The organism is Effusibacillus lacus (genome assembly GCF_002335525.1).
Taxonomy (GTDB): domain Bacteria; phylum Bacillota; class Bacilli; order Tumebacillales; family Effusibacillaceae; genus Effusibacillus; species Effusibacillus lacus.
Window position 1 is genome coordinate 14,272 of the sequence record NZ_BDUF01000044.1, and the last position, 26,893, is coordinate 41,164.

A 26,893-nucleotide genomic window follows, 5' to 3' on the forward strand; every position below is an offset into this window, starting at 1 on the left:
AGCTACAGGCTCCACTTCGTTCTCGACGAATTGCCTTACAATCTGACGGAACGATTCAATCTCTTCCGTAAACGTGAAATCCATATGTTTCTCTCCTCGTGGTTAGTCTCTCTTTCCAGACGGCAGCTTCCGGCCGTTCTCATCGTACTCAAAGATTCCCCGGCCACTTTTCTTGCCCAGTCGGCCGGCTTTTACATACTTGATCAAAAGCGGGCACGGACGGTATTTCTCCCCAAGCGTTATATGGAGGTACTCGAGGTTTCGCAGGCGCGAATCCAATCCAACCAAATCAGCCAGTTCAAGCGGTCCCATCGGATAACCAAGTCCGAGTTTGATCGCCTTGTCAATGTCTTCCGCGCTGGCGACGCCCTCCATCAGCATGTACATCGCTTCGTTTCCCACAAGAGCGCTGATTCGCCCAGGCACAAATCCCGGAAATTCATTGACTTCAACCGTTTCCTTGCCCATTTGTTCAGCGACCACCCGCACAGTTTCGACTGTCTGATCCGATGTGTCCATTCCGCGGATAATCTCGACGAGTTTCATCTTTGGAACGGGATTAAAAAAATGCATCGCCACACAGCGATCCGCCCTGCGGGTGCCGGCGGCAATTTCCGTCGGGCTCATGGTCGACGTATTGGTAGCAAGAATGGTATGGGGTGGACAGATCTCATCCAATTGACGAAAAATATCAATCTTTAGATCCATCAATTCCAATACCGCTTCAATCACCAAATCGGCATCCTTTGCCGCATCGGTAAGATTTTCGGACAATTGGATCCGACCGAACGCAGCATCCGCTTCCTCTTGCGAAAGTTTGCCTCTCTTAACGCCTTCTTCCAAATCACGCCGGATGCCCTGAAGGGCACGATCCACAGCCTCGCGTTTTATGTCGTGCAGCGTCACCTGGAATCCCCCGACTGCGGCTGCATACGCAATTCCTTGCCCCATAACTCCCGACCCGATCACAGTAATCTTCTCAACCTTCAATTGTCATCCCCCTCTCGTTGGCCGAAATCTTTTGACCCCATTTCTTGCACTTTTTTCAATGATTCATAACGCAAATTCTGTGCCAACAATAGTAGGTACCGTTAATTCAGACTTACCGGCGATTTCACAATAGTTCCTCTTTCCAGAAGTCAGTTTGATAAGTTATTTTTGCATTAATTAATTCATTTTCAACTTACTGAGCGATCCCGACTTCTTCACACAACAATTTCTTTAATTCTTCCGTCAGCAGCGGAACTACTTCAAACAGGTCACCCACAATTCCGTAGTCTGCCACCTTGAAGATCGGCGCTTCCGGATCTTTGTTGATCGCCACAATCACTTTCGAGTTGGACATGCCCGCCAGATGTTGGATCGCGCCGGAAATCCCGCAGGCGATGTACAGATCAGGCGTTACCACCTTTCCGGTTTGTCCGATCTGCAGCGCGTAATCGCAGTATCCTGCGTCACACGCCCCACGGGAAGCTCCCACCGCCGCTCCCAGAGCATCCGCCAGTTCCTGCAGCGGTTTGAATCCATCCGCACTTTTCACGCCGCGTCCGCCCGACACGATGATCTTCGCTTCCGACAGGTCGGCTCCTCCGGCGCTCTTCTTCACCACTTCTTTGATGAACGTGCGGAGAGAATCTGCAGGCAGATCCACCGAAACTGTTGTCACGTTGGCGCTGCAGGAAGTATCAGGTTCTGCCGCAGGCAGATTGTTCGGACGAACGGTTGCAAACACCATGTCATCGGTGATTACGTTCTTGGTGAACGCTTTCCCGGCATAAATCGGACGGGTGAACACGATTTTGTCCCCTTCCATCTGCACATCCACAATATCGGAGACCTGCCCCGCTTCAAAACGGGCCGCCAGTTTGGGCGCCAAATCACGGCCGATCGCCGAGTGTGCCATCAGTACCACCTCTGCACCGCTTTCCCGAATCACGGTCTCCAGTGCTATTGCAAAAGCATCCGGCACATAGTTGGCCAACACGTCATTCTCCACCACAAAAACCTGATCAGCTCCGTAATGTGCCAGTGCATCCGCCATGCCGGACACATTTTTTCCCAGCAGAGCGCCGTAAACAGTGCCGCCGTCGGCCAGTTTGCGCGCTGCCGTCAAGGATTCGAATGTCACATTGCGAAGCTTGTCGTTCCGTATATCTGCAAGTACCAGTACGTTACGTTCCATATTTCCTTCCTCTCTTCATCCTAGATCGGTTTTATTGTACTTATGTCTTTTCCGGGTCCCCATTAAAGTACTCTGGAATGCTGCAAAGCTTCACTTCACTTTAATGGGCGATTATATCAGTTTGTCTTCGATGCGAAGGAGGGCCACCAGTTCTTTCACTTTTTCGGCGTTCTCCCCTTCGAGAATCCTTCCGCCGGTCTTTTCTTTCGGCAGGAAAGTATTGATTGTTTCATTCTTGGGGGAAGCGCTGACATTCAGATCGGCCGCGCTGACCACCTTCAATGGGATCTTGTTAGCTTTCCGGATCCCGAGCAGAGAAGGATACCGCGGTTCGTTGAGACCTTGTTGGGCGGTTACAAGTACCGGCAGGGTGGCTTCCACAATTTCCACGTCCCCTTCCACATCGCGGTATGCCGTCACTTTCGTGCCGCAAATCTCCAGTTTGATAATGGTCGAAATATGAGGAATTCCAAGCAGTTCGGCAACCCGAACCGCCACCTGCCCGGAACCGTCGTCAACCGCCTGATTGCCGCCCAGAATGATGTCATATTCCTGTGTCTTGATGTATTCCGCCAGCATTTTGGCCGCTTTGAACTCATCGCCAAAAAGCGCCCCGTCATTGATGTGAACCCCGTGATCCGCTCCCATTGCAAGTGCCTTGCGAAGAGCTTCTTCCGCCCGCGCCGGTCCTAGGGTAATCACCGTCACTTCTCCGCCAAACTTATCCCGCAGAACAATCGCTTCTTCAATCGCATACTCGTCGTACGGGTTAATCACGTACTGGACTCCGTCTTCCTTGACTTTACCGCCTTCCAGGACAATCTTTTCTTCGGTATCAAACGTCTGCTTCATCAGTACCAGAATTTTCATACCCGAATCCCCACTCCGATCTGTTTTCATTGTGCCTGCCGTTTCAATGGGCCACGATCCGCTCACCACTTCCCGCACATTTGAAACATCAAGATCAATCCGACTGCCTTCCCTCATGACCAGATACCGTCGTCTACATCTCAAGACCGATCGCAACCGCTTAGAACATATCCCAGATGGATTCGCCTCCATCATGCAAATATTTTGTTTTCATTTCCATACAGGTTCCAATGCAACATGCATGCCAACGCTTCCAGCCATCATGAAAAAAAAAGTCGCTCCCTTCGGAGCAAGCCGTTTAATGAAATTTAATAGCCCGTATCCATTAAGGGTTTACCGGTTTCACCTGATTTTTGTGGGATCACGCCCCCGATCTCCTGGGTAATACGAATCCCTATATCTCGTAAATATTCCCCAAGCATATCCATTTTTTCGGAAGGCAGTTGCTCCAAAACACCGATACAAGAAACGGCAAGAAATACTTGACCGTCCGGTCCGAATACTGGGGCCGCAACACCACTAATTCCATTCACCTGTTCTCCCATACTGGTCGCGTATCCCAATCGACGAATCTCCGCCAGTTCTACTAAAAATTCATCATTGTATCGAGCGGAAGCTACCTCTCTCAATTCGTCATCATCTAGATAAGCACAAAAGACTTTCCCAAAAGATCCGCGGTCAATCGGAAATTGTTGGCCTAAAGAGACCGTAACATGAATTTGGTTCCTACTCTCTTCTTTTAATAAATAGGTTAGCCGATCTCGCCGAATGCGCTGTGCTGCTACCGTAGTTAGCCCAGTCCTTTGTTCTATCTGAGTCAGATACTTCCTTACAATCCCGAGATAATCAAGAAACTCTGCCGCTCTGTTACCTAGAATAACTAGGTAAGGACCAAGACTATATGTTTGTGATCGTTCGTCGTAATAAACAAGGCCGAGTGAAATCAATGTTCTCAACAAACGCATGGCCGTTGTTCGCGGAATATTCAACATTTCCATGATTTCACCAAATTTTTTATTCCGATGCTGCGTTCGGCTTAGCAAATGTAGTATTTCTCCGGCCTGTTTTACAGATGGAATAATGTACTTATCGTCCTCAATAATGTTTTCTCTCTCCTTTTTTATGTTCTTCTCTTTTACAAGTTCTGTGTTTGAGTCAAACTTTGTATCATCTTAATTACGCCTGGGTTCTCCAATGCCGAAAGATCCCCTGGGTTTTGGCCTTGATACACGGCTCGAATAACGCGACGCATTATCTTCCCATTACGTGTGCGCGGCAGATCATTCACGAAGTAAAGGCGGCTTGGTTTTAATGATTTTCCCAGCGTACTCGTTACCTGCTCTTTTATGGCTTCAGCCAGTCCCTCATTTGGAGTGAAACCTGGGTGAAGAATAATAAACAGCACAACCTCCTCCCCTTTCACTGGATGCGGAACACCCACCGCTGCAACTTGTACTACGGCTGGATGTTGACCAGCGGCAGCTTCAACTTCCGTTGGTCCAACTCTTTTACCGGCTACCTTAATGACATCATCAGAACGTCCAAAGAGAAACCAATGATTCTCTGAGTCCTGAAAGGCCCAATCTCCGTGAACCCACACATTTTCAAATCTTGCCCAATACGAATCAAGATATCGTTCTCTGTCATTCCAAAAACCATTCGTCATTCCAACAAAGGGACGTAAAACTGCCAATTCTCCTACTTGACCAATGACGGGATGCCCTGTGTCATCGAGGACAACGGCATGAATTCCTGGAACAGTGGTATTAAATCCTGTAGGCTTAATCGGACGGTGGGTTACGCATCCAAGAATGCCTCCAGATACTTCAGTGCCCCCTGAATAATTTGAAATCGGCAATTTTCCCTTACCAACTTCGTGAAAATACCAGAGATAAGACTCTATATCCCAAGCTTCACCTGTGGAAATCAGTACTCGTAACGTATCGAGATTTCGTTTGCGGATTGGCTTTTCTCCAAATGCACGCAATGAACGAATAAGGGTTGGAGCAAGACCCAAATGTGTTACTCTATTTCTTTCAACGATACTCCAAATGCGGCCGGGGTCGGGGTGGTCCGGGGCACCCGTGTAAAATACCAGTGTCGCACCAAGAGTTAACGCACCAATGATCACCGCTGGCCCAACCATCCATCCCAAATCCGTTAACCAAAATAACACCTCGCCGGCTCTTAGATCGAAAACATGTGCCATATCTTGAACGGTCTTTAAAGGGAACCCGCCTTGGGTGTGTACGGCACCCTTAGGTTTGCCAGTAGTTCCGGATGTATAAATAATCATAAAGGGATCGTTTGCATCCATAGCCTCTATGGGCGCCGTGGTTTCCTTCCCTTCAATCAGGTCTTTCCAGGAGATATCCTTCTCCGTAAGATCACCCTTGGAAACATTATTGAGATATTCAACCATAATGATACGTTCGACGGTTGGACACTTTTCCACAGCTTCATTGGCTGCACGCTTCAACGGCACTACCTTGCCCCGTCGCGTAAATCCATCAACCGTCAACAAAAAGCGAACCTTCGCGTCATTTAAGCGAGTAGCGACGGCATCCGCTCCGTATCCAGAAAAGATCGGAACTACAATTCCCCCCAAACGAACTGCGGCAAGAAAAAAGATGGCCGCTTCAGGGATCATCGGAACAAATAGACCTACTGTGTCGCCCCGTCGAAATCCAAGTTCTATTAACCCGTTTGCCACACGGCCTGTTTGTTCATCAAGTTCTTTATACGTTAAGGATTTGCAAATCCCTAATTCGTCTTCCCAAACAATGGCAGTCTGATCCCCGCGTCCCAGTTTCAATTGACGCGTCAAAGCATTGTGAGCAAGGTTAATCTGTCCGCCAACAAACCACTTTGGCCACTGCGGCCCCGCCTCCAGGTCGACAAACTTTTCATACGGCGTAAACCATTCAATGCCTAGTTCATCAAGCGTAGCTTTCCAAAATTCATCCGTATGCAAAACGCTATATTCATTTAATTCGTCATAGTTCTTAAGTCCAAGCCGATGAATCAACCTCTGCAAATGTGAACCGGCAATATATTTTTCGGAGGGGAGCCAAATTGGATCTTCCTTTATCAGGTTCAAGATCTTTCACCTCTGGCACGAAACTCCGAAAAATCAGGAGTTCTCTTCTCTATGAAGGCTCGGTGCCCTTCTAACGACTCGGGTGTACCATAGAAGAAATTTAAGGCACCAAAAGCAAGCTGCGTAAGACCATGAATGTGGTCGGTATCCGCATTAAAAGAAGCCTTAATCATCTTTAAAGAACTTGGGCTCAATCTGAGAATTTCATTTGCCCAATTTCGGGCTTCGTCCATCAACTCTGAAGGCTCTACGATCTTATTGATAAGCCCCATATTTAGCGCTTCTTCTGCCGAATACTGGCGGCATAACATCCAAATTTCTCTAGCTTTACGCTCTCCTACGAGGCGAGCAAGATACGCTGTACCATAACCTGCGTCAAAACTGCCTACTTTAGGACCCGCTTGACCAAAAATGGCATTTTTGGAGGCAATGGCAAGATCACAAACAACCTGAAGTACATGCCCCCCCCCTATTGCATATCCATTGACGACAGCAATCACTGGTTTAGGGGCACTACGAATCACCTCTTGGAGCCGGATAACAGGAAGTCCGATATCGATCCAGGAGGAGCCATCATATCCTGATGGCCCCCACTCCTTCACGTCGCCCCCTACACAAAAAGCCCTATCACCAGCACCCGTCAATAAGATAACCCCGATATCTGGATCTTGACCGGCATCTTCAAACGCCTGAATCATCTCTTCCAAAGTTTGACGTCTGAATGCATTCAAAGCCTTCGGTCTATTAATCGTTATTGTAGCAATACCGCTTTCCTTTTCAAATAAAATGTCGCCAAATTCCATAACTCCATCATCCTTTCACGAAAGTTAGCACATCGTTAAGCCGCCGGAAGCACTTACCACTTGACCTGTCATTACCGTGTTTGCATCTGACGCGAGAAATAGTGCAACCGCAGCAACTTCTTCGGGACGAGGAAGCCTACGAAGTGGAATAGCCCGCTCCATTGCTGTTGAAACTTTAGACGCCCACTCGCTTTGCGTTTTAAAATGCTTCCAAAGTTCATCATCTGTCGGCCCCGGTGCAACTACGTTCACCAATACCCCATCCCGGGCATATTCTCGAGCCAATGATTTTGCAAAAGCATTGATCGCTCCGCGGCACCCAGCAGATACTGCCATACCAGTGTTGCCAACCTTCCCTGAGTCAGAACCTACAAATACGATTTTACCATTTCTCTGAAGTAAGGCAGGCAAAGCGGCTTGTACGAGATAAATTACACCTCGAAATTCAACGTCAATCACAGCCTCAATATTTTCGGAGGTGTCTTCCAAAAACGGGCACATCGTGTGCCAACCTGCGGTATTAATGAGGATATCGATTCCTCCAAATTCTTCCACTGTCGCTTGAACCATGTTTCGGGTTGACGAAATGTCTGTGATATCACCTTGCAGGGCAATGCATTTTTTTTCTCGTTCCGAGAGATCAGAAACAATCTGTTCCGCGATAGCAGCATTGGAGCGGTAGCTGAACGCTACCTTCGCTCCACCTGCAACTAATCCACGGACAATAGATTGCCCAATTCCTCCCGTCCCACCCACCACAAGAGCTACTTTGTTATTAAATTGAAACAAGTGGTTCACTTCCCTATAACTAGAATTTTTGTGTTCACTAATTATCTCGCGTCCCGATAGTGCAGCAAACGGAAATTATCCAAGGCTACCTCTTTACCGGGTGGGATTACGACAGTTGTCATTGGGTCTTGGATAATGGCCGGACCCTTAACGACATTGCCTGCGCGTAATTCATTCATTTCCCATACGGTGAACCCTTGCCACTTACCTTTGTGGTAAACTTCACGGGTAGCAATATAAGCCGAATCCGAAGGCTTTTCTCCTTCCAGATCGTACTCGCGAATCACCGGAACCGGTTTCGGAGCTACTGCTTGAACGTAAACCTCCGTAATTGCATAACCAGATTCCGGGAATCGGGCTCCCTCAGGGAAGATTTTCGTATAAACATTTTCAAAAGCTGCCGTTAACCGGTCAATATCATCCGCGGTATGGACTTGACCAAATTCTAAAGGTGTATCAAAGCTTTCAAGCTGGCCTATATATCTAGCATAAACCCCATATCTAAACGTAATTTGCGAGGGTTCGATTCCTTCATTAACCATTTCACGAATGGCAGTGTCCTCAAGGCTGCGCCACGCAGAGTTAATGCTTTCAGCGGCCCGTTGTTTTTCTTCAGAACTAAACGTATGCGGCAGGAGCACCACTAAGCTCTTGTCATAACGATGAGTATATTCAGCGCATGCTGCTCCAAAGGCCGAGAACGCCGCAGCAAACGGAGATGTTATGATATTGCCAACACCCGTCCCTTCGCTGTACCCCCACATATGAACCGGACCGGCACCGCCATAGCAGAGAAGCGTAAACTCAGATGGGTTGTAACCACGAGACTGTAGTGTCACACGAATCAAATCTTTCATCTGGGTGTGGAATACTTCAAGCAATCCTTCACCCGCTCTGAAGACGTCCAATCCCAGAGGATTCGCTACACGCTCTTCCAGTCCAGCTAGGGCTTTATCCCGATTCAATTTGACCTTACCACCCAAGAAATAATTGGGATCTACATATCCAAGCGCAACATTAATGTCGGTAATGGTTAACTCCGGATATTGGTAGCAAAGGCCTACTCGATAGCCAGCACTTTGCGGACCAATGTGCATCCGGCGATAATTGTCTACGCGAACAACCGAACCTGCACCGGAACCTACGGAATCCAACGCAACCATTGGCAATGCCAAACGATGTCGGGCAAAGTCTGCATCTTTTCGAATACCAATCAAGCCGTCCACAACCAAGCCTACGTCAAAACTAGTGCCGCCAAGATCCGCCGTTACGATGTTCTTGTATTCTGTGATCTTTGCAATCTGCTGTGCACCAGTAAGACCTCCGATTGGACCAGAAAGTACGGTTTCGTACAGACGCGGATAGTGGATCGTTACAGCCCCTCCGTAAGAGAGAAGGGTTTGCAAGGGTGCATTGTACCCTTCTTTTTGGGCAGCCTCTTCAACTTGTCTTAGTTGATCCCGAGTTTTCTCCGCCGCAAACGTTTGAAACAGGACGCTCTTTACGCGGTTGTTTTCCTTCATAACAGGAGCTACTTCCGCAGAGCAAACGACTGGTACATCGGCACCTTGCTCTTGCACGATCCGTTCGGCAATCTCCTTAGCCTTTAATTCATGCCTAGGATCGACGAAGGAATTCATAAACATAATGCCAATAACTTCTACATTGTTTTTGAGGAGCGTTTTGACGGCCTCCTCCACTTCTTTTCCATTCAGCGGAATCAAGACTTCGCCCGAATCAGCTTCTGCTGTGAGATAGGTAGGACCGGCAATCCTCTCACTCACACCTAAAACGTTTCGGCTATCAACCAGTGGAGTCGTATGGCGGCGCAATTGTTGGTGTAAAATCTCTGCTTGGCTTTCCCCAAGCCAAGTCAAGCCGCCTTCCATCACTGTGATATGTTCAAACCCTCTGGTGACCAGTAACCCAACATTAGCTCCCGAGCCCGTAAGAATGGTATTCAGCATGCCAGTGCCTGCATAAATCGACACGGCGCACTTGCTGTGAATATCCGAAGAAGTTAAGCCCAGATAGCTCGCCGCGTCCCCTACAGACTCCAGATAGCTGGATTTTTCATCTTCCCGGTTCGTCAAGGATTTGCCGACGATAAAGGAACCGTCCGGTTTCACCAAGATTGTGTCGGTCATTGTCCCTCCTGCATCGAGGGCAAGAATGTAACCACGATCAACCTCTTCCTTTTTCACGATAGTCTACCTCCTCTTCAGCTACTTAACTTCTTGTCCCCATTTTGCCAAAAGATCTTCGGAACGATCCTCATACCAATTCGAAGATTCATCTTCAAGCGGTTTACCCAAAAAGTCTCTATAGAATCTATCCAGATCCGGAAGCATTTCGAAAACAATCGGATATCCTGGAGGTACCACTTCAACAGCTAATTGAGCCACACAATTTGGGCAGTAGAACTCTCGAATTTCCTGCCACTCAGGTTCCGGGCAGGCTGGTTCGGGAGAATATACTTGCTTGAATTCGTCCAGGGTCTTGCGTACTCGAACAAGGCTTTGGAGTTTCCAGTTGATTCGATAATCGCCATATTCATGCCCGCAGTCACACTTCACAATACGGTTGCCTGACTTGTCTCTTACGACATAGAGATGATCGTTTAACCGCAATAGAATCTTCTCATCCCATGGAACACTATCTTGCAGAACTTCGAGGTATTGCCAAAACCGATCGGCATCCTTGTATGGCATTCTCTGCAGCCGTTGGACGTCATCGTCGCTGATCGTGCCATCCAACAGTTGACGGATAAGGTCCTTATCAATGGACTCAGACATTAGAATTCACTCCTCACCAGGAAAGATTATAATTGCCAGAAATTAGTCATTTCATTTTGGAAAGCTTGGAAACTCATTGAACTTTCGTACATATCACGAACAGGATCTATAAAGTCTCGTTTTACGACAAGCTCTCGTTCGTTTTTCCACCATTCAATGACCGGCTTCGCCATTTGTCGTCTTTCTTCAATCATTTTCTTGCGGAGACTTTGAGTTGCTCCATCATCCACAGCAAGAGAACCAGAGGCATTTTCTTTCAATACAACCCCGTACAATCCCTCAGCGAATTTTTGATCTACCCAGCCGTACAAGACATCTTCTAACACGGAGCGAGGATCGCGTTCGATTGGATCACCCCAACCCCCGGCTGCCCCTGCAGCATCGGCTAACATATCGCCATCTTGGAAACTTTGTTCCGGCATATCGAATTTCCAAACATCCAAATTTTCTGCTTTCAAGATACCTTTTTCTGAGAGTTCAAGTACTTCGGACGCATCTCTCGGAAGAGCCACTCCCTGCTCGACTAATTCATTTGAATTGGTTCCGCGGGCCGAGACGTGGAAGGCACTCGGTGCCGGATAAGCCCCGCTCATGCCAAGTGCGACAAACGTGGTAGCCGCCACCTGTGAACCTCCCCGACTGATGCCGAGTCTCTTTCCTGGATTCTTGATCCAGTGAACCGAAGAATCACCGATACCACCTCGATATTTGCCGTGCCCACAGAAGTTAGGCAACAATTTCCGCCCAATGTAATATAGAGGAGGAATTAAATACTCAAATTCTTCTGCATTCCCAATATTGGGCAGTTGAGTCCATTCTGCCCAAGCAAGCGGTAGACCGTCGCGGTAACTGAAGGCTCCCATAGCTACACCGCCTACAGATTCAAAGTTTGTAAATCCATAGGGAGTACCATCTTCAAGTACACCGGCACCTTGAATTCCCTCCCAGTTACTATCGGCTGTAAACGCCTCTTCAAGATAGCCCCTGGCGAACAAGGCGCGGTTAATCGCGTTAAAGCCCAATGCGTTCATCGCCATGGATTGGGCCCAAATATTTGAAAAACTTGCAAACGAATTTTCCGGATTATAAATAGATCCTTCAGGATAATGTGCTTTAGCTACGTAAGTAATGGCCCCGGTGGGTTTGGTGTTATGAGCAAATTGATTAATCATGGCCAAATAAAATGCAACATCCGCGCCACCCGGATAGCCATTGAATGCATGGTAACCCCATCTCGACGTGCCTTCAAAGTCTGCAATCAGACCGCCATTTTCGTCGACTTCCAAACGTTGACGAATATGAATGAGCGAATCTTTATCAGCATGGGACCAAAGCTTTTGGAGACCCTTGTATTTTACCGCTCGGAACGCAACGCTTGTATAGCGGCCCGGAACCATCAGTGTACGGATGTTTTGCAATATCTGCAAACGACTTTCCTCGATTATTTCACGGATCACCTGCTTGTAATAATCGAGACCAAATTCTTCAATAATCTCATGTACAGCTTTATGAATCATGGCACAACCGGCCAATCGCATTTTGTCGTCTAAGTTATTTAAAGTTCCTGCACGTGTCCGTGTTTTCCACAGTTGTTCCCACCATGTGAACTGGCGTAAGTTTTCGCCTGTTTTCATTGGCGGGACAACAAATCCATCCATAAATGTATCTACTGCAAAGCCGGGCCAACTTCCAGCAACCGGAGCCCCAGCTTCCATGATGTGGTTGACCGCCATTGCCCAGCCTACGATTTCACCCTCAACTACGATTGGAACATAGGTATACGTATCCCCAGGGTGCGGAGCACCACCCGTTTTTCCGTCGTCCGTAACAAAAACATCGCCATCGTAAATTCCGGGGTTTTCATCATAGTTATTTTCCGCCATAAAACGGATTGCAACTCTGCTAGAGTTAAGGTGACTGAAGAAACCTAGCGAAATAACCAGTGTGTCACCCTCAGGAGTCGTAAGAGTCCACAGCGATTCTCCCATTTCCCTTGACCCTGGTGATGCAGTAACGTATCTGGCCACTTCTCGAGCCGCCAAAACAGCTGCGTGCAGTCTCGAATAAAAACGTTCATATTTTACCGGATCACTGTTTTTCAGTTTAAGTTCTTTGATTCCATAGTAATGTCCGGTTTCTTCCGTGAGCTTATCTCTGCGAGAAACAAGTTCCTTTAATGTAACCGCTTTCTTTTGATGAGTCACAGACACTGCTTGATGGGTAACAGACACTGTTCTCCCTCCTACAAATAGATTAAGAAATCCATAGTCGTTCCTACACTTAAATAATGAAACTCATCATCAATGTTGAAACAATCAGACCAGCCTGAAAGCCATTTGATCCGTTTCGTTTAGCCACCCCACCATCTGTTCAAATATGAAACTCGAGTTTCTATATTAAACAATATAAACTTTTCTGACTTTTGTCAATAGATAATCAAGATGAAAACTTCGAAATAATTGCGCTTGAATTCTGCAAAAAATCTGCCGTCTAAAGCTGTTGAATCGTAGGAACTTCTGTAGGATCTAGCAATAAAAGAAGGACACATGTCTCTTGTAAAGAATTGGTTGGCTACCACACACATCAATCTAAAGGTGACAATGTCCTATGTCCACGGTAACCATAAACCAAGCGATTCACAAAATGGTAAATCAAATGGATCTGAAATTTAGCCAACCCCAAATTGATGCATATCCAACGATTCATTCACGGTATCTAAAATCCTAGAATTGCTTCCGATGAACCAAACTTCATCATATTAACGGGAAAAACACCAGTGCCTTTTCTCCTCCGGAAATGTAACCCACTTGTAACTGCAGTCTGATAATTTCAAGTATATGGTTTACCAATAACCGAGCAGGATTGGTACTCGACGTATCACGGCGGACAAGGCTACTATACTTATGAATTCGGAATCGGAAGTCATCAAACAATGCTCATTAGGTGGGGAACAGAGCCAATCAAATTCTGCAATGGCTTCAACTATAACGTGAGAAGCGAGGGGGGTGTACGATGACTGCTGTGAGTGTGGAAAGGAAATTAATTTCGACGGAGCGTCTTGGTGTATCCTATCTGACAGGAGGAAACCCTGAAAATCAACCGCTGTTGTTGGTCCACGGAAACGTTTCCTCCAACTTGTTTTGGGATGAAACCATTCAGACACTGTCAAGAAATTACTGGGTATTGGCACCTGATTTGAGAGGGTATGGCGAAACAGAATCGAAACCTATCGATGCCACCCGTGGGGTTCGAGATTGGTCAGATGACCTCAAATCATTCGTAGAAGCCTTGAATATCAGAACTCCTATTCATATGATCGGCTGGTCCCTGGGCGGAGGAATTGTGATGCAATACGCTATCGATCACTCGCCGGATGTAAAGTCATTGGTCCTTATTAACCCGATCTCTCCTTTTGGATTTGGCGGAACCAAGGATGTGACCGGCACACCTTGTTATTCTAACTTTGCCGGATCAGGCGGCGGCACGGCCAATCCACAATTTGTCGATCTGTTGAAAACGGGCGACCGGGGCTCCGAACATCCAAACAGCCCCCGCAACGTCCTGAACCAATTTTATTTCAAACCTCCTTTCCGTGTATCCAGTGAGAGAGAGGAGCAGTTTGTTTCATCCATGCTCAAAACAAAAATCGGAAAAGGGTTTTATCCCGGAGGATTTGAAACATGTGAAGAGTGGCCGGGAGTGGCTCCGGGAGAGAATGGCATTAACAACGCCATGTCTCCGAAATATTTGAACTTGTCATCATTTGCTGAGATTGGCACGAAGTGCCCGGTATTGTGGATTCGGGGAGCCAACGACCTGATCGTCTCGGACCAATCTTTCTTTGATTTCGGATATTTGGGAAGTCTGGGCTACGTCCCAGATTGGCCGGGTGACCAAGTCTATCCGCCGCAACCGATGGTGTCCCAAACTCGTCACGTTCTGGAACAGTATCAATTGAACGGCGGTAAATTCGAGGAATTTGTTATGGAGGAAACCGGTCATTCGCCGCAGATCGAGAACCACGAAATGTTCTCTGATAAAGTCCTGTCATTCCTTCAATCCGTTTGAAACCATGCTAGCGTGATCGTTCGATTCTTTGACCGGTCTCCAAAACAATTTGGAGACCGGTTTTTTGTTATCGCGATCACAAATGACTCTATAAGTTTTTACTAGTCGATTGCCAAATCATCCCGATCCAGAAAGATCTGTTCCGGATGCGGATGGCTTAAGAAATCATGGTGTGAGATGGCCCATCCGTACGCTCCCGTATATCGGAAGAGAATTATGTCGCCGCTCCGTATCCGTGGGACCACGACGTCCCGGGCGAGAACATCATTGGGTGTGCAGAGCTCACCGGCTACTGTAACGGCACTGTCAGACAGTTCCGGCCGCGCAAATGGGTATCGCCACTCATCAATAGGAACTACGGTGAAGGGATGGCTGTGCTTCCAAGCGGCAGGCAGGCGGAAGTGATGGGTACCGCCCCGCACGACCGCGAAGTGCTTTCCATGGTTCTGCTTAATGTCGAGCACTTCCGCTGCGTAGTGACCGCACGCCGCCGTAACATACCTGCCGCACTCAAACAACATTGTCGCGTTTGGCTGGCCGTGGTCTTTGATCAACTGATCCAGTTGGGAAGTAAAAACGGGCCAGTCAAACTGCCGTTCAAGGTCATGGTAATTCACCCCGATGCCGCCGCCCACGTTGAGATACGAAATACGTAGATCAAACTCCCCGGCCCAAGTCTGCGCTTTGTCGACGCAATGCGTAATAAAGCGGGCGTGCCCTTCCGCGTCAAGGTTGTTCGACATTGCATGAAAATGAAAGCCTTGTAAATCCACATGCTGCAAACTGCGGGCCAAGGCGATCGCTTCTGGAACCTGCGCCTCTTCGATACCGAACTGAGTGGGCACACCCGCCATCTGCAAAGTGGCAGTGGAAAGAGGCCCGCCTAGATTCACACGAAGCAGGATCGGAACCACAACGTCCAGTTGACCTGCGATATACTCTATCCTGCGTAATTCGTGGAAGCTCTCTGCATGAAGGAGGCTGACTCCGTGGTGAATCGCCCCTTGAATCTCATCATCGGTCTTTGCGGGACCGCCAAAAATCACGGGGATCCTGGTGTCAACCGTCCGAACTTTCTCAATCTCTCCCAGCGAGGCAACCTCAAAGCCATGTACGATCGGAGCCAAAGCCTTCAGGATCGTTGCATCCGAATTAGCCTTAACCGCATAGAAAAGGCGGCATTGCGAAGGAAGAGTCGCAGTCAGTAGCGATACGTGTTCCCTAAGCTGTTTCAAATCATATATGTACGCGCAGAACGGTTTCTTCCTTTCTGTCTTAAGCGATTGGATCAAGTTCTCGATCCGGTTCGCAGTTATGTTCCAGGTTGCGTTCATAATCCCGTTCACTCCTATATCCATCTTTACAAATACCAGATTTGCCGTCTGGCGAAGATCACAGCCAACGTAACTGCCACACACCCGGCTCCCATGACGAGACCTGCCCACAGCGTGCCCGCCCAGCCGGCAATGGCGCCAATCATGATCGCTCCCAACGGGATAAAGCCTCTGTCCATCAGAGCGATACTTAAAATTCGGCCGCGCAGTGGATCGGGCACCTGCATTTGCAGAGTGATCCGGCTCATTGTACGGTACGTTTGACTCGTAAGTCCCACCAGAAACATCGCAATTGCCGCCAGTAAGAAATTACTTGTCACCACGAACAGAAGAAGGGACAGGCCGAAACCAATGACTGAGCAGACAAGCCATTTTCCAGCTCCCTTCATCTCTCTGCCTATGGACAGCCATGCTGATCCCGCGATAGCACCGATTGACGAAATCGAAAGCAATGCGCCAAACCCCTCCGGTCCAAGCTGCATCAGATCCCTGGCAAAAACCGGCATCATCGATGTATAAGGGAATCCGAACACCATGGGAACTATCGCAAGAATCAAAAGTGATTGCACAGACGGATTCTGCTTCACATAGGCAATCGCCTCGTAAATATTTGCCTTTCCCTTGCTTTTTGCCGCCACGTCCCGATCCGACTCAGGTCGAATCACCATCAGTGAGAGCAGTACTGCGGCGACGCTCCACGCACTGATCCAAAAAACAGTCTCAATTTTCATCACGGCCAACAAAGCTCCTGCAATCGCCGGCCCCACAATACGAGACAGATTGATCACGGTGGTATTGATTGCAATCGCACTGGCCATGCTGGTTTCCGGCACCAGATTCGGAATCAGGGCATTGCGAATCGGAGGATCCATCGCCGTGAGAATCGATCGCAAAGTCACCACGGCGGCGAACAGCCAGAACGGGCTGCCGATAGCCATCAAATATGCGATGCAAAACGTCAGCAGCATGATCCCGACCTGCAGCCAGATCAACAGTTTTCGCCGATCATAGCGGTCCGCCATTACACCGGCCGGGACGCTGAGCAAAAAGGTGGGAACCAGGCGGCAAGCGTTGATCAGTCCCAAATGCAACGGCGAGTTGGTAAATTGCAAAACCGCCCAGTTTAACGCAACCAGGTCCATCCAGTCTCCCACACGTGACAACAGGCTTCCGGCCATGAAAATCCGGAAAGAACGAGAATGCAGGGCAAACCTCGGTTGATTTGGATACTGAACCTCTACTTGCGCCATAAAACTTCTTTCTTCTCCAGTTGAAACTCATGTAATGGATTTGGGACTGTCGAATAGCAGTACCCTTTTTCTTCCGTTGCCAACCGCATTTTTGTCAACGCCTTGTGATCGACTTCCGCTTGATAGAGAGCTTCTTTGTCCGCGATCGCTTTTTCCGCATGTTCCGGATCCGCTTCCAACCGATCAAACACTTCATCGCTGATCCGGCGGATCTCCTGCCAAAGTTCCCGCTCGGGCACTCCAAAGCACTTGCATATTTGAAGGATGATCTCCCCTATGTGGTTTTGGAACACCGTATAAAACACTTTGTTGCGCATTTCTTTCACACTGTCGGTTACCGTGACAGAACCGGGATAGAAATTGACATGCAGCCCTTGCTCCTCAAGTCTTTTTCCGCAGATTCTCGCACCGCCCCAATCGCGGAACAGCATGCGAACCGGCCGGCCGTCCCGAAAGACTGGAACACTGTTCTGAAGGTGACCTTCCAAACCGATTCCATACTTCACCATCAGGGTAAGGAATCCGGGGAGCGCCATGGCCGCATAGTCAGACACGAATTGAAAAGCTGCCCAACGCAACGATTGTTCCCCTGAGGTTTTGGCATACATCTCAACCAATTCAACCAGAATCAACTTGCCCGTAACGGGGGATTCCGCATAGAGAGCGGAACCTACAATTGCCAATTCGTCCGGTTTTACGAATGACTCTACGTTCTCTCTCAACACGGTTGACAGATTTCGGCTTTTGGCAGTTCGCGCCTCGTGATCCTGTTCCTTCGCATCGACCTTGAAATTGAATCCGGCCACTTCGCAAACCGGTACAAACGTACCGGCAAGCTGCGGCTCACGCTGCATAACTGTCCGGATTAACCGTGTAAATACGGGAGCGTTGTTTGTTGTATTTGCCGAAATGGAGCGAACGGTTGATGTCATCTGACTGTCCACCGCCACCTTAATGGCAAGTCTTACGCGCCCCTCGTCAGTTCGCGGTACCACAGTCCGGAAAGATGAAGTAGCCCAACCCGGAACGGAAAAGCCTGCCACCGGAACGACGATTCCTCTCTCAATTTCATCCTTGTAGATTTTTGGGATGGCCCTCTCCAGTTGCCAGGGATGAACCGGGACAAATACATAATCGTCAGCCGAAATCCCTTTTTTCGCAAATTCGCTTGCAACGGCTGCCCGAAGTTCCGGATATTCACCAAACAACACAGCATTCGGCTTCTCCTCGTGTTCCAAAACCGCCCATTCCGCACGATCACGTCGAATTCCGACGAACCGTATATCAGGAGCACCTTCGAATTCAGGCGCGTATCGATAAACAGAGTCCGGTTCCATGCCAATCTTTGTCTTTGCGCCAGGATGCAAATTATGCCCTTCTACGCACAACTGCTCAAAAAACAGGCTTACATCAAAATTCCCGTCCTGTTTTTTGCGGGCAAGAATCAGTTCGATGGCCGTTTCCGCCTCATATTCGTTCGCAGTTCTCCGCAGCGACTTTTTCTTTTGTTCATGGAAAGCATAGGCGAGTGCCAAATTGGCGCTCCCATTTCTTAATTCCTCCGCCAACCTGCCCCAAGCGCTTTGAGTCTCACCGTTCACGGCAGCCTCCTTCAAACGGATCAATTGCAGCAGTTCCACCGCATGTTGGAGCCGTTTCACCCTATCCCCGCGCACATGGAGGACCGCCCCTTCCACTTCCAGGCGCCTGAACGCATAAGTTCGGCTGACCGGAAATACGAGACATTCCCCTTCAAGGAGAGGAAATACCTTATAGAACTTGCCGTTTTCAAGTCCGAATTCATGCAGATTTCTAATGACGTTTCGCCAATTCTCATGGATTGCCGGAACGTTCAATGCGTAAATAGAGTCAATCACTTGCAAGTCGTAAGAGTTTGCCGCCAGTCCCAGAACATCCTCACGCAACATCGACGCTGCCAGGCGGTTCATGATGCTCTGTCGGCCTTTAGGAATGGAAACCACGAATGGTGATACCAATTCCGGGACCTGTTTTTCCAGAAACTGAAGAATTCGGAGTTCTTCCTCATCCATGTGCCCTTCCAGAATATTGACGTACGCCAGGTGCAAGGAATCCGATTCTGTATGCCGCAAAATTACGCTCATTATTGCATCCCTCCCGCGATCTCCGCCAAAGGATTTGGAACTTTCGCGAACGTGTTGTGGCTTATATCCCCGAGCAAGCGCATGGTCGCCATCGCCTTCAAATCGATAGTCTGTTGAAAAAGAACCTTCTCGTCTTCCGCAGCCTGTTGCTCGATTATGGGATCATTCTTCAGTTGGCGGTAGATTGTGCGGCATATCTCAATAACCGGCTCCCAGAGGTTTCGTTCTTTGATCCCCAGCCAGCGAACTATGGCGGCAATCAGTTCCCCAAAGTGATTTTGGATAACGGAGTAACAGATGATGTTTCTCATATCCTGCACGTCATCAGTGATCGTTGCGGATCCGGGATAAAAAACGGCCTCGAATCCCTGCTTTACCAGTCTTTCCGGCAAAATCCGGATCCCGCCGAAATCTCTCACAATCATCCGAACAAGCTCACCGTTCCGGAATACGGGAACACTGTTTTGCAAGTGGCCTTCCAGGCTGATTCCATAACGGCTCACAATTGTCAAAAATCCGGGCAGAGCGACTTCAGAATATTTTTTTATGAAGGAAACAGCCGCAGTTTCCAAATCGGCAATACCGTTAACGTCGGCAAATTGTTCGATCAATTCTGCCGCAACCGGCTTGCCGCTAATTGGAGATACAGCCAACAGAGCGGAACCGGGCATCGAGATCTCCCCCCGTTGCACACGGGTTTCCGGATTTTCACGCAATATGGTTGCCAGATTCGCGCCCAGAACCCGGCGTTCCTCCTGAGTAAGAGTCTCCTCAGATGGACTGTAATAAGCAGTGACTCTCTCTTCCAGGATCACGAACCGGCCTTCAAAATGGCTCTCTCTGGCTTGAATGTCTTTCAGAATTCGGGAGATTTTCGGACCGTTTTCCGCCGAGTTGGGCGAGATTGTACGAACAGCGCCGGTTGTCTGAATGTTAACGGCTGTCTTTATGTGATGTTTTCCCTCATTTTTCTTCTTAACAGGAGCCAATGACCGGAATGACATGAGCGCCGCCGTTCGAATGCGGAAGTCCGGAATCAACACAATCTCATTTTTACGGATTGCCTCACTGTAAAGAGTGGGTATTGTATGTTTAAACTGCCAGGGGTGGATTGGTATCAGTTCATACCCGTTCTCATCCAATCCCCTCTCTCGCAGCTGGTTCGCCACGTGCGCTTGCAAACCGGGATATTCTTCATACAGGATATCAGAAGGATTTTTGCCTTCCAGGGAATTCACCTTACAAACACTCTTCGCAACTGCTGCTAATGCGACTTCCGGATGCGCTCCCCATTCCGGAGAAAATTTGATGACATCTGCCACATCAAGCCCCATTTTAATCTTCGCTCCCGGGTGAAGGGGATGTCCGTCCACCACCCACTGCTCATAAAACTCCAGTGGACTGAACATCTCGTCTTCCGCTTCCTGCTGGCATACCCATTCTAACGACGTTTCAGCACCGGATTCCTTTGCCTTGGCGACCAATTCACGCTTCCTCAGTTCGGCTCCAACCAGTGCCAGTGCATAGTTGGCCGCACTGTTCCGCACTTCCTGACAGAAGCGGAGAAAGCGTTTCTCTCCGTCTTCGTCTTGAACAATGCCTTCTTCCTTTAACAGTTCCAACAGGTGAACCGGATGTTCTATTATCTCCGGTTGTCCCTGATTCAGCAGAATTACATCCCCAGCCAGGTCAAATCTTGCCAGAGAATGTCTCTGCCTGACAGGAACCAACAAAATCCGGTCGCCGGAGAGGTGGATTTGAATCGTATTTCCTGGATCGCTCCATGTTAACCGGTTCGAAATCCCGGCAAGATTTTCTCGGACTATCGCTTGCAGAAGGCGATGAAGAATTCCCTTTCTGCCCCGGTCTATGTTAGTCAGGAACAACTCTTCGAGATCCGGCCGCTCATTGCGTATGTATGACAGAATCTTCAACTCTTCCTCATCCAACTCAACTTGTTGGATATTCCTCGAACTATCAAGTGTTTCGAGCAAATGTGTTCCCCTCCGCCACTTTATTGATAATAGTTATCAACAGTAATGAATATAAATGATAATGATTATCACTGTCAATTGTTTGGGAGTCCAAAAAAGAGGGCTCCTGTTGGAACCCTACTGATTTCTCGTGAAACCTCATTTTTACTGCCGAAATATGCCAAAGTTCCTAAAGCTATACTGAAAACGAAACGATCCCAGACGGCCGTTTCACCCGCGGAACCAAACATTCGTAGACTAGAAACAGATAATTCATCCGCTTGGCGCCCAAATAAGAGACATTCAGGTCTTCCGAGACGGCAAGGTCAAAGTTTTGCCTGCCTACTGACACATTAACCAGAAGATATTGGGGCATAGCACTATGTAGATGGTACGGAAGTATGTTCAAAAGTATGTTCAAATGACGCAAGGGATTTACAAGATGCTCACTCTAAGTTCTCTCCTCTGAATAATCTGAGGTTCTAAAAAGATATGTAAAGACGATAAAATCTGCTCATCGCCTTTAAACGCAGTTCAATCGTGAATTGTTTTATGGCTTAAGTAAAAGAATTCCGTACTCCTCACTAACAAACGCCTGGTGAGCAAAGTGAATGGGTTTGGCTCATTCGGGGGTAACGTTTAGGTTGGTACAAATGATTTGCTTCGATTACCTATCTTCCTTTAAATGATGGTTTGGTCTTTTCTAAGAATGATTTTCGTTCCTGTTTTAACTCTTCTTGCAATTTTGCCTGCTTCCCCCATTAAAAAGCCAACCCTTATGAAAGGTCCATATTGGGTCCAGCCGCGTTTCTCGTAAAATTCTTGTACCCATGTTTGGAATTCATTCATATTCATCTCTACCTTTTCCTCCCAAAACTTTGTGTATAATACAGATTATCATAGAAAATGCTGGAAGCTTACATCGAATGAAGAGAATATGTGTATTCGCCGGTTCCAATCTCGGTTCGAACTCAGAGTTTAAAATCCATTCACGCCAACTGGGTGAAGAGTTGGCAAAGAAAGGAATAGAACTTGTTTACGGCGGTTCCCGTATAGGTCTGATGGGGGAATTGGCCAATCAGGTTCTTGAGCTGGGAGGAAAAGTGATTGGCGTTATGCCCAGTGGGCTTTTCCGGGGAGAAATGGTGCACCAGGGATTATCAGTTGGGGGCAACTAGGAATTCATCAGAAACCAATTGGAATCTTTAATATCGAAGGATATTATACTCCACTGCTCAACATGATTAGCCACGCTGTGGAAGCAGGATTTGTCAATGAATCGCACAAAAAACTGTTTGTTTCCGCAACGGATGCAAAAGAACTACTGTCAAAAATGCAGGAATTTGAATCACCCACCTTGGAAAACAAGCGGGAGCAACTATCTAAAAATTGATTGTTATCAAGATGAACGCCAAACGAATGAAACAGGATAGGGCATGAGCAGCTCCTATCCTGCTTTTCTTTTAGATTGTTTTCGTAAAAAGTCTCGTTTTCCGTTTACTCTTGGCATCCCAGTTCACCCAACATTTCAAAAGCAAATACTCGTAAAAATGAGGCCTGTAGCGGGTACATGACTATGTAGGCTGTAGACGTAATTTTCTTCTTCATCCTCCACAGAACCACCTATGATTTTGTATCTTCACATGTAGCAGGAATCAATGTGCCATTTGTTATTTGAACAAGTTTTTCAAAAGTTATCGGTAATAGGGATTCGGGTATACCTGCTGCTGTGTATACAACATCATATCTGCTCAGCGATGGATCAATGTAAATGGGTATGTCGGCAGCTAAAGCAAACGGACAAACGGCTCCCACCCGAAATCCCGTTATTCTTTCGACTGTCTCCGGTGACGTCATTCTTGGATTTTTGCCAAGTAACGATTTGACGGTTTTGGTGTTAATTCGAACATCCCCCGCCGCAACGAAGAGCCCAAAAGTCTCTCCCGATTGAAAAAGAATCGATTTGGCAATCTGCCCAACTTCCACTCCTAACACGTTTGCTGCTTCCATGGAAGTCTTCATCTCTTGATCAAACACAATCGGTTCCAACTCAGGGTCAAACTTTTTGACAAAATCGCGAACACGATTGAGAGGCATTTCGGAACTCCCCTTACATATCAAAAAAATTATCTCTTTGTACCTTGGCTACCCTCAAAGCAAACTGTTTGTACCATAGTGATTTTCCTTGCCCGTAACCATTATCGCCTTCCGTCCGCTCCGACGTAAAGATAACCGCATATTACGGTGGTTGCGGTGTTTTCGAAATTTTGCTCATAGAATCTCCTCTTTAACAGCTAAAAACGAATTGCACTGTAATAAAACCCCGGACAAAATCCGGGGTTGCTCATCATTGTCTATTCCTCTTATTTTCCTAAATGTGAGGGGTAAACCAACAATTTTTCTGAATCAATGACTAGATTGGCCGCCTGAATAAGATCAAAACCGATGATACCGTCAATTTCCATGCCATAATCCATAGCTCCAATTTCCATTTTTAACGGTTATGTTCATCGCAAACCTTTGACTCCAGCCCAAATTTCTTGGAAACGCAGTTCACGGCGAGATGTATGGAGAAAATAATATTCTTTTTGCGGATTATCCCGGTGAAGTTCCTTATAGCGCCGCATAGCATCTAAGGAATCATTGTAACGGTCAATTACGATCAATTCATCTACACAACGGTGTCCATCTTCGGAATGTGCTTTTACCGCTTCAAATACGATCCATTCATCCGGAAACCGTTCTTGAACCTCTTGCCATTTCACATGGTAACAGAAAACGGTTTAGGTGATTCGAGGGAGTCCGTGTGGTTCCGATTTGATTTAATCCCGAAATGACTGCAAGTTTACCCAGTTGAAGTGATTTAGGTGGGGACTCTTTCAACCCGTGATGGGACGACTCATTGACCGATTCCCAAAACCAGTGATTGCAGGAAGTGCACACTGATGGGCATTTCTTTCTTGCTCTCTGCGACCATCACACAAATCTGGCAGTTTTATGTGTATTACGGAATTCTTACGGCGGTGGGCTTCGCCGGCTGCGGTTCGATGGCCAATTCTGTCCTGGTTTCCCGGTGGTACATTCGCAAGCGGGCAGGCTCCGGACGGAGATCCTTCATCGACCTTCACACCTCCTCGAAGCGCCCCACTCTCTGAAGCGCTTCAAAGCCGTGAATTCTGGCTGGCCAGCTTAGCATTTGTCACCTGCGGATACTCACTTTACATGGTTACGATCCATCTTCCCAAGTACGCCGTTGACTTGGGCGGCGAGCTTGCACTTGGCGGAAGACTCCTTGGAATATCGGCCGCTGCAAGTGCTGTATCAATGTGGTTTACAGGACAACTGTCAAAAACCTACAGGAAAAAAGCATTGCTGATTTGGTTATACATGATTCGCGCAGTCGCACTCGCAATACTGGCTATGTCCACAAACATCTGGGAGCTATACGTCTCTGCAATCCTATACGGAATTTTGTCAATGCCGATCATACCACTCGTAACAGGCATCATCAGTGATCGATTTGGAGCCAATGCATTGGGAAGTATTCTGGGTTCCACATGGTTGCTGCATCAGGTTTTCGCTGCCGTTGGGGTCTTTCTCGGAGGATATCTTCGTACAATTCTACAGGGAATTATCAGCTATCATTCTGGACGAGTGCAATCAGTTTAGTCATAGGCGCATTACTCACTATGGCTCTGGGCGAGCAGCCGCTGCAAAGAAAATCGACAACTCAAGTTGTTCAATGATCTGCAATATGAAAAGTTTATAGGATTTGCTTCTCAAACGGGTGACACTTGAAACCGTCAATCACTCGGTATTACTTACCTTTTATTTACATGAATGTGATTGCTTTTCAATCAGGCAGTGCCTTGGAAGTTCCCATTGCAAAATCCACCCTCTCCCATCACTTCAAGGTATTTAGAGAAGCAGGAATCATCAATACACGTATCGAAGGAACGCAGCGCTTTATTTCTCTGCGGCGTGACGATTTGGATGCACGTTTCCCAGGATTTACAGTCGATTTTGCAGGCATCTGAGCCCTTGTAAAATACGCCGAAAAGAAAAACTGACCACTTTCGCCCTAACAGACAGCTGAAGAGGTCAGTTTGGAGGAACAAAACATGAAAGTTAATCAAAATTTTTGAAACCCCTGATAGGGTCACACTGATCACTATGGTCAAAAAGTAACCACTCTTTCCACTTGCATTGTCTTTCATGCCCCTTCAAGGTGAATCGGTTGTAAAGAAGCCCCGGAGTTGATGTACTCATCCAAATGAACCTGATCATAACCGGGAATTTGAATCCGCAAGTATCTCATCGGTTCGCTGTTCAACGGTACGGTACAATCCAGTCCCATTTTCGACCCGACTCCGTTGTTTGTTGACGGATCAAGTTTCGACCCCTGAGCGCCATGGACCACCACCAGATCTCTTTCCGCCTGAAAGCGGGTGGCGATCGCCCATTCAACCTCTTCCATGTTGAAAATATCCACTTCTTCGTCCACAACAACGACATGCTTAATATCGAAACTGTTGGCGAGGGCGGCAAAAATCGCGTTCTTTGCTTCTCCCTCGTTCCGTTTCCTGATCGAAACAATCGCATGATAACGGCAAGTTCCGCCGGGGCTCATATGGACCGCTTTGACTGTCGGAACCGTCTGCCGGATGGTCTGGAACAGACTTGCTTCCCGAGGGAGGCCGCCTAGCAGTAAATGTTCATAACCGGCCGGGACAATCGTATAAAAAATCGGGTTGTTCCGGTGTGTGACTGCCGTGATCTGAACAACTTCCTTATCGCTGCGGGGACCATAATATTTCGGGAACTCCCCGAAAGGACCTTCCGGTTCGCGCACATGCGGGAGGATCTTGCCCTCCAACACAATCTCCGCAAATGCCGGCACATCAATGTCCACGGTCTCACACCGCACCACTTCCAGCGGTTCACCCCGCAGAGCCCCTGCGATTTCCAATTCATCCACGCCAAAAGGGGTGCTGGCTTGGGAAGCGAGCAGCGTCACCGGGTCTACTCCGATTACGATTGCACACTCCAAAGGACTGCCTGCCTCCTCAGCCTGTCGGTATAAATGGAACGTATGGCGGGGCAGCAGCAAAGCACCCAATTTATCTTTCCCCGACACTTGCAGACGATGAATGGAGACGTTCTGTTTTCGCGTCACAGGATCGCGAACGATGAACAGCCCGGCCGTGATGTAGTTGCCGGAATCTTTCTCATGATGAACCGGGATCGGAAAGAGTCTCATCAAATCGATATCTTCCCGGATCCTGTTTTGTTTCACGGGAGCCTGCCCGATTTCTACTAACCGGCACGGAATTGGAGAAGCAACTGCCTTGGTGAACTTCGGAATCACCCCGTATTTGTCGGTTTCGAGTGCTTCAGCAAAGTCCTCGCGGGTCGAACAAATCCCCGATACAACCGGTACCGCGTAATCTTCGACCCGGGTAAAATAGGCGGCTTGGAAGCCGTCCAATTTTTTGGCTATTGCCGCGACTTCATACTGCAAACCGACTTTTTTGTCGATTACGGCCAAACGACCTGCTGATTGCAGATATTCGATCCAGGTACGAAACGTTTTTGCCTTCATGCGA

The 26,893-nt window shown here is 47.9% G+C and carries 19 protein-coding genes and 3 pseudogenes; 4 read left to right on the forward strand and 18 right to left on the reverse strand.

Going from position 1 to position 26,893, the window contains the following annotated elements; translation table 11 throughout:
• Positions 1–102: 102 nt before the first annotated feature.
• From EFBL_RS08420 to EFBL_RS08465, 10 genes are all read right to left on the reverse strand, one after another.
• Positions 103–990, reverse strand: a complete 888-nt coding sequence (locus EFBL_RS08420) for a 3-hydroxyacyl-CoA dehydrogenase (RefSeq protein ID WP_096181705.1) — start codon at positions 988–990, stop codon at positions 103–105.
• 193 nt (positions 991–1,183) lie between these two features.
• A complete protein-coding gene (locus EFBL_RS08425) occupies positions 1,184–2,182 on the reverse strand; it encodes an electron transfer flavoprotein subunit alpha/FixB family protein (protein ID WP_096181706.1) in 999 nt (332 codons plus the stop codon).
• Positions 2,183–2,293: 111 nt separating this feature from the next.
• The gene (locus EFBL_RS08430; protein ID WP_096181743.1) at positions 2,294–3,052 is read right to left on the reverse strand and encodes an electron transfer flavoprotein subunit beta/FixA family protein; all 759 of its coding nucleotides are present in this window, start codon (positions 3,050–3,052) and stop codon (positions 2,294–2,296) included.
• Between the two features lie 308 nt (positions 3,053–3,360).
• Positions 3,361–4,176: an IclR family transcriptional regulator gene (locus EFBL_RS08435; RefSeq protein WP_369690096.1), complete on the reverse strand. Its 816-nt coding sequence runs from the start codon at positions 4,174–4,176 to the stop codon at positions 3,361–3,363.
• An 11-nt stretch (positions 4,177–4,187) separates the two neighbouring features.
• Complete coding sequence (locus tag EFBL_RS08440) at positions 4,188–6,152, reverse strand: AMP-binding protein (protein ID WP_096181708.1); 1,965 nt, start codon at positions 6,150–6,152, stop codon at positions 4,188–4,190.
• On the reverse strand, positions 6,149–6,955 hold the full coding sequence (gene menB, locus EFBL_RS08445) for a 1,4-dihydroxy-2-naphthoyl-CoA synthase (protein ID WP_096181709.1): 807 nt from the start codon (positions 6,953–6,955) through the stop codon (positions 6,149–6,151). The genes EFBL_RS08440 and menB overlap by 4 nt, the downstream gene beginning before the upstream one ends.
• Positions 6,956–6,979: 24 nt before the next feature.
• Positions 6,980–7,753, reverse strand: a complete 774-nt coding sequence (locus tag EFBL_RS08450; RefSeq protein WP_096181710.1) for an SDR family NAD(P)-dependent oxidoreductase — start codon at positions 7,751–7,753, stop codon at positions 6,980–6,982.
• Positions 7,754–7,785: 32 nt separating this feature from the next.
• On the reverse strand, positions 7,786–9,948 hold the full coding sequence (locus EFBL_RS08455; RefSeq protein ID WP_096181711.1) for a hydantoinase/oxoprolinase family protein: 2,163 nt from the start codon (positions 9,946–9,948) through the stop codon (positions 7,786–7,788).
• Positions 9,949–9,969: 21 nt separating this feature from the next.
• Complete coding sequence (locus tag EFBL_RS08460; RefSeq protein ID WP_096181712.1) at positions 9,970–10,539, reverse strand: acetone carboxylase subunit gamma; 570 nt, start codon at positions 10,537–10,539, stop codon at positions 9,970–9,972.
• Positions 10,540–10,565: 26 nt separating this feature from the next.
• The gene (locus EFBL_RS08465; protein ID WP_096181713.1) at positions 10,566–12,770 is read right to left on the reverse strand and encodes a hydantoinase B/oxoprolinase family protein; all 2,205 of its coding nucleotides are present in this window, start codon (positions 12,768–12,770) and stop codon (positions 10,566–10,568) included.
• A 781-nt stretch (positions 12,771–13,551) separates the two neighbouring features.
• Between EFBL_RS08465 and EFBL_RS08470 the strand changes: the two genes are divergently transcribed.
• Entirely contained in the window at positions 13,552–14,607 is a 1,056-nt protein-coding gene (locus tag EFBL_RS08470; protein WP_096181714.1) for an alpha/beta hydrolase, read from the forward strand.
• Positions 14,608–14,708: 101 nt separating this feature from the next.
• On the opposite strand, the gene EFBL_RS08475 is transcribed toward EFBL_RS08470, so the two are convergent.
• From EFBL_RS08475 to EFBL_RS20525, 5 genes and pseudogenes are all read right to left on the reverse strand, one after another.
• Entirely contained in the window at positions 14,709–15,941 is a 1,233-nt protein-coding gene (locus EFBL_RS08475) for a type III PLP-dependent enzyme (protein WP_096181715.1), read from the reverse strand.
• Between the two features lie 26 nt (positions 15,942–15,967).
• Positions 15,968–17,191, reverse strand: a complete 1,224-nt coding sequence (locus tag EFBL_RS08480) for an MFS transporter (protein WP_096181716.1) — start codon at positions 17,189–17,191, stop codon at positions 15,968–15,970.
• Positions 17,179–19,314, reverse strand: a complete 2,136-nt coding sequence (locus EFBL_RS08485) for an IucA/IucC family protein (protein ID WP_096181717.1) — start codon at positions 19,312–19,314, stop codon at positions 17,179–17,181. The genes EFBL_RS08480 and EFBL_RS08485 overlap by 13 nt, the downstream gene beginning before the upstream one ends.
• A complete protein-coding gene (locus EFBL_RS08490; protein WP_096181718.1) occupies positions 19,314–21,308 on the reverse strand; it encodes an IucA/IucC family protein in 1,995 nt (664 codons plus the stop codon). Before EFBL_RS08490 ends, EFBL_RS08485 begins: the two co-directional genes overlap by 1 nt.
• Before the next feature lie 705 nt (positions 21,309–22,013).
• Positions 22,014–22,142: pseudogene (locus tag EFBL_RS20525) on the reverse strand (MazG-like family protein); the annotation flags it as partial.
• 71 nt (positions 22,143–22,213) lie between these two features.
• On the opposite strand from EFBL_RS20525, the pseudogene EFBL_RS08505 reads away from it, so the two are divergent.
• Positions 22,214–22,680: pseudogene (locus tag EFBL_RS08505) on the forward strand (LOG family protein).
• A 230-nt stretch (positions 22,681–22,910) separates the two neighbouring features.
• On the opposite strand, the gene EFBL_RS08510 reads toward EFBL_RS08505, so the two are convergent.
• Positions 22,911–23,384, reverse strand: a complete 474-nt coding sequence (locus tag EFBL_RS08510; RefSeq protein WP_096181719.1) for a YbaK/EbsC family protein — start codon at positions 23,382–23,384, stop codon at positions 22,911–22,913.
• Between the two features lie 410 nt (positions 23,385–23,794).
• On the reverse strand, positions 23,795–24,052 hold the full coding sequence (locus EFBL_RS08515; RefSeq protein WP_096181720.1) for a hypothetical protein: 258 nt from the start codon (positions 24,050–24,052) through the stop codon (positions 23,795–23,797).
• Between the two features lie 415 nt (positions 24,053–24,467).
• On the opposite strand from EFBL_RS08515, the gene EFBL_RS08520 reads away from it, so the two are divergent.
• A complete protein-coding gene (locus EFBL_RS08520; protein WP_341769653.1) occupies positions 24,468–24,956 on the forward strand; it encodes an MFS transporter in 489 nt (162 codons plus the stop codon).
• 185 nt (positions 24,957–25,141) lie between these two features.
• Positions 25,142–25,334: pseudogene (locus EFBL_RS08525) on the forward strand (ArsR/SmtB family transcription factor); the annotation flags it as partial.
• Between the two features lie 166 nt (positions 25,335–25,500).
• Here EFBL_RS08525 and EFBL_RS08530 read toward each other — a convergent pair.
• Complete coding sequence (locus EFBL_RS08530; protein WP_096181721.1) at positions 25,501–26,889, reverse strand: UbiD family decarboxylase; 1,389 nt, start codon at positions 26,887–26,889, stop codon at positions 25,501–25,503.
• Between the last annotated feature and the right edge of the window lie 4 nt (positions 26,890–26,893).

Excerpts from the sequence above, each read along its gene's own strand:
- EFBL_RS08480 (WP_096181716.1), bottom strand. The coding sequence starts at position 17,191 with ATGGCGCAAGTAGAGGTTCAGTATCCAAATCAACCGAGGTTTGCCCTG.
- EFBL_RS08475 (WP_096181715.1), bottom strand. The coding sequence starts at position 15,941 with ATGAACGCAACCTGGAACATAACTGCGAACCGGATCGAGAACTTGATC.
- EFBL_RS08430 (WP_096181743.1), bottom strand. The coding sequence starts at position 3,052 with ATGAAAATTCTGGTACTGATGAAGCAGACGTTTGATACCGAAGAAAAG.
- EFBL_RS08425 (WP_096181706.1), bottom strand. The coding sequence starts at position 2,182 with ATGGAACGTAACGTACTGGTACTTGCAGATATACGGAACGACAAGCTT.
- EFBL_RS08485 (WP_096181717.1), bottom strand. The coding sequence starts at position 19,314 with ATGAGCGTAATTTTGCGGCATACAGAATCGGATTCCTTGCACCTGGCG.
- EFBL_RS08470 (WP_096181714.1), top strand. The coding sequence starts at position 13,552 with ATGACTGCTGTGAGTGTGGAAAGGAAATTAATTTCGACGGAGCGTCTT.
- EFBL_RS08530 (WP_096181721.1), bottom strand. The coding sequence starts at position 26,889 with ATGAAGGCAAAAACGTTTCGTACCTGGATCGAATATCTGCAATCAGCA.
- EFBL_RS08510 (WP_096181719.1), bottom strand. The coding sequence starts at position 23,384 with ATGCCTCTCAATCGTGTTCGCGATTTTGTCAAAAAGTTTGACCCTGAG.
- EFBL_RS08460 (WP_096181712.1), bottom strand. The coding sequence starts at position 10,539 with ATGTCTGAGTCCATTGATAAGGACCTTATCCGTCAACTGTTGGATGGC.
- menB (WP_096181709.1), bottom strand. The coding sequence starts at position 6,955 with ATGGAATTTGGCGACATTTTATTTGAAAAGGAAAGCGGTATTGCTACA.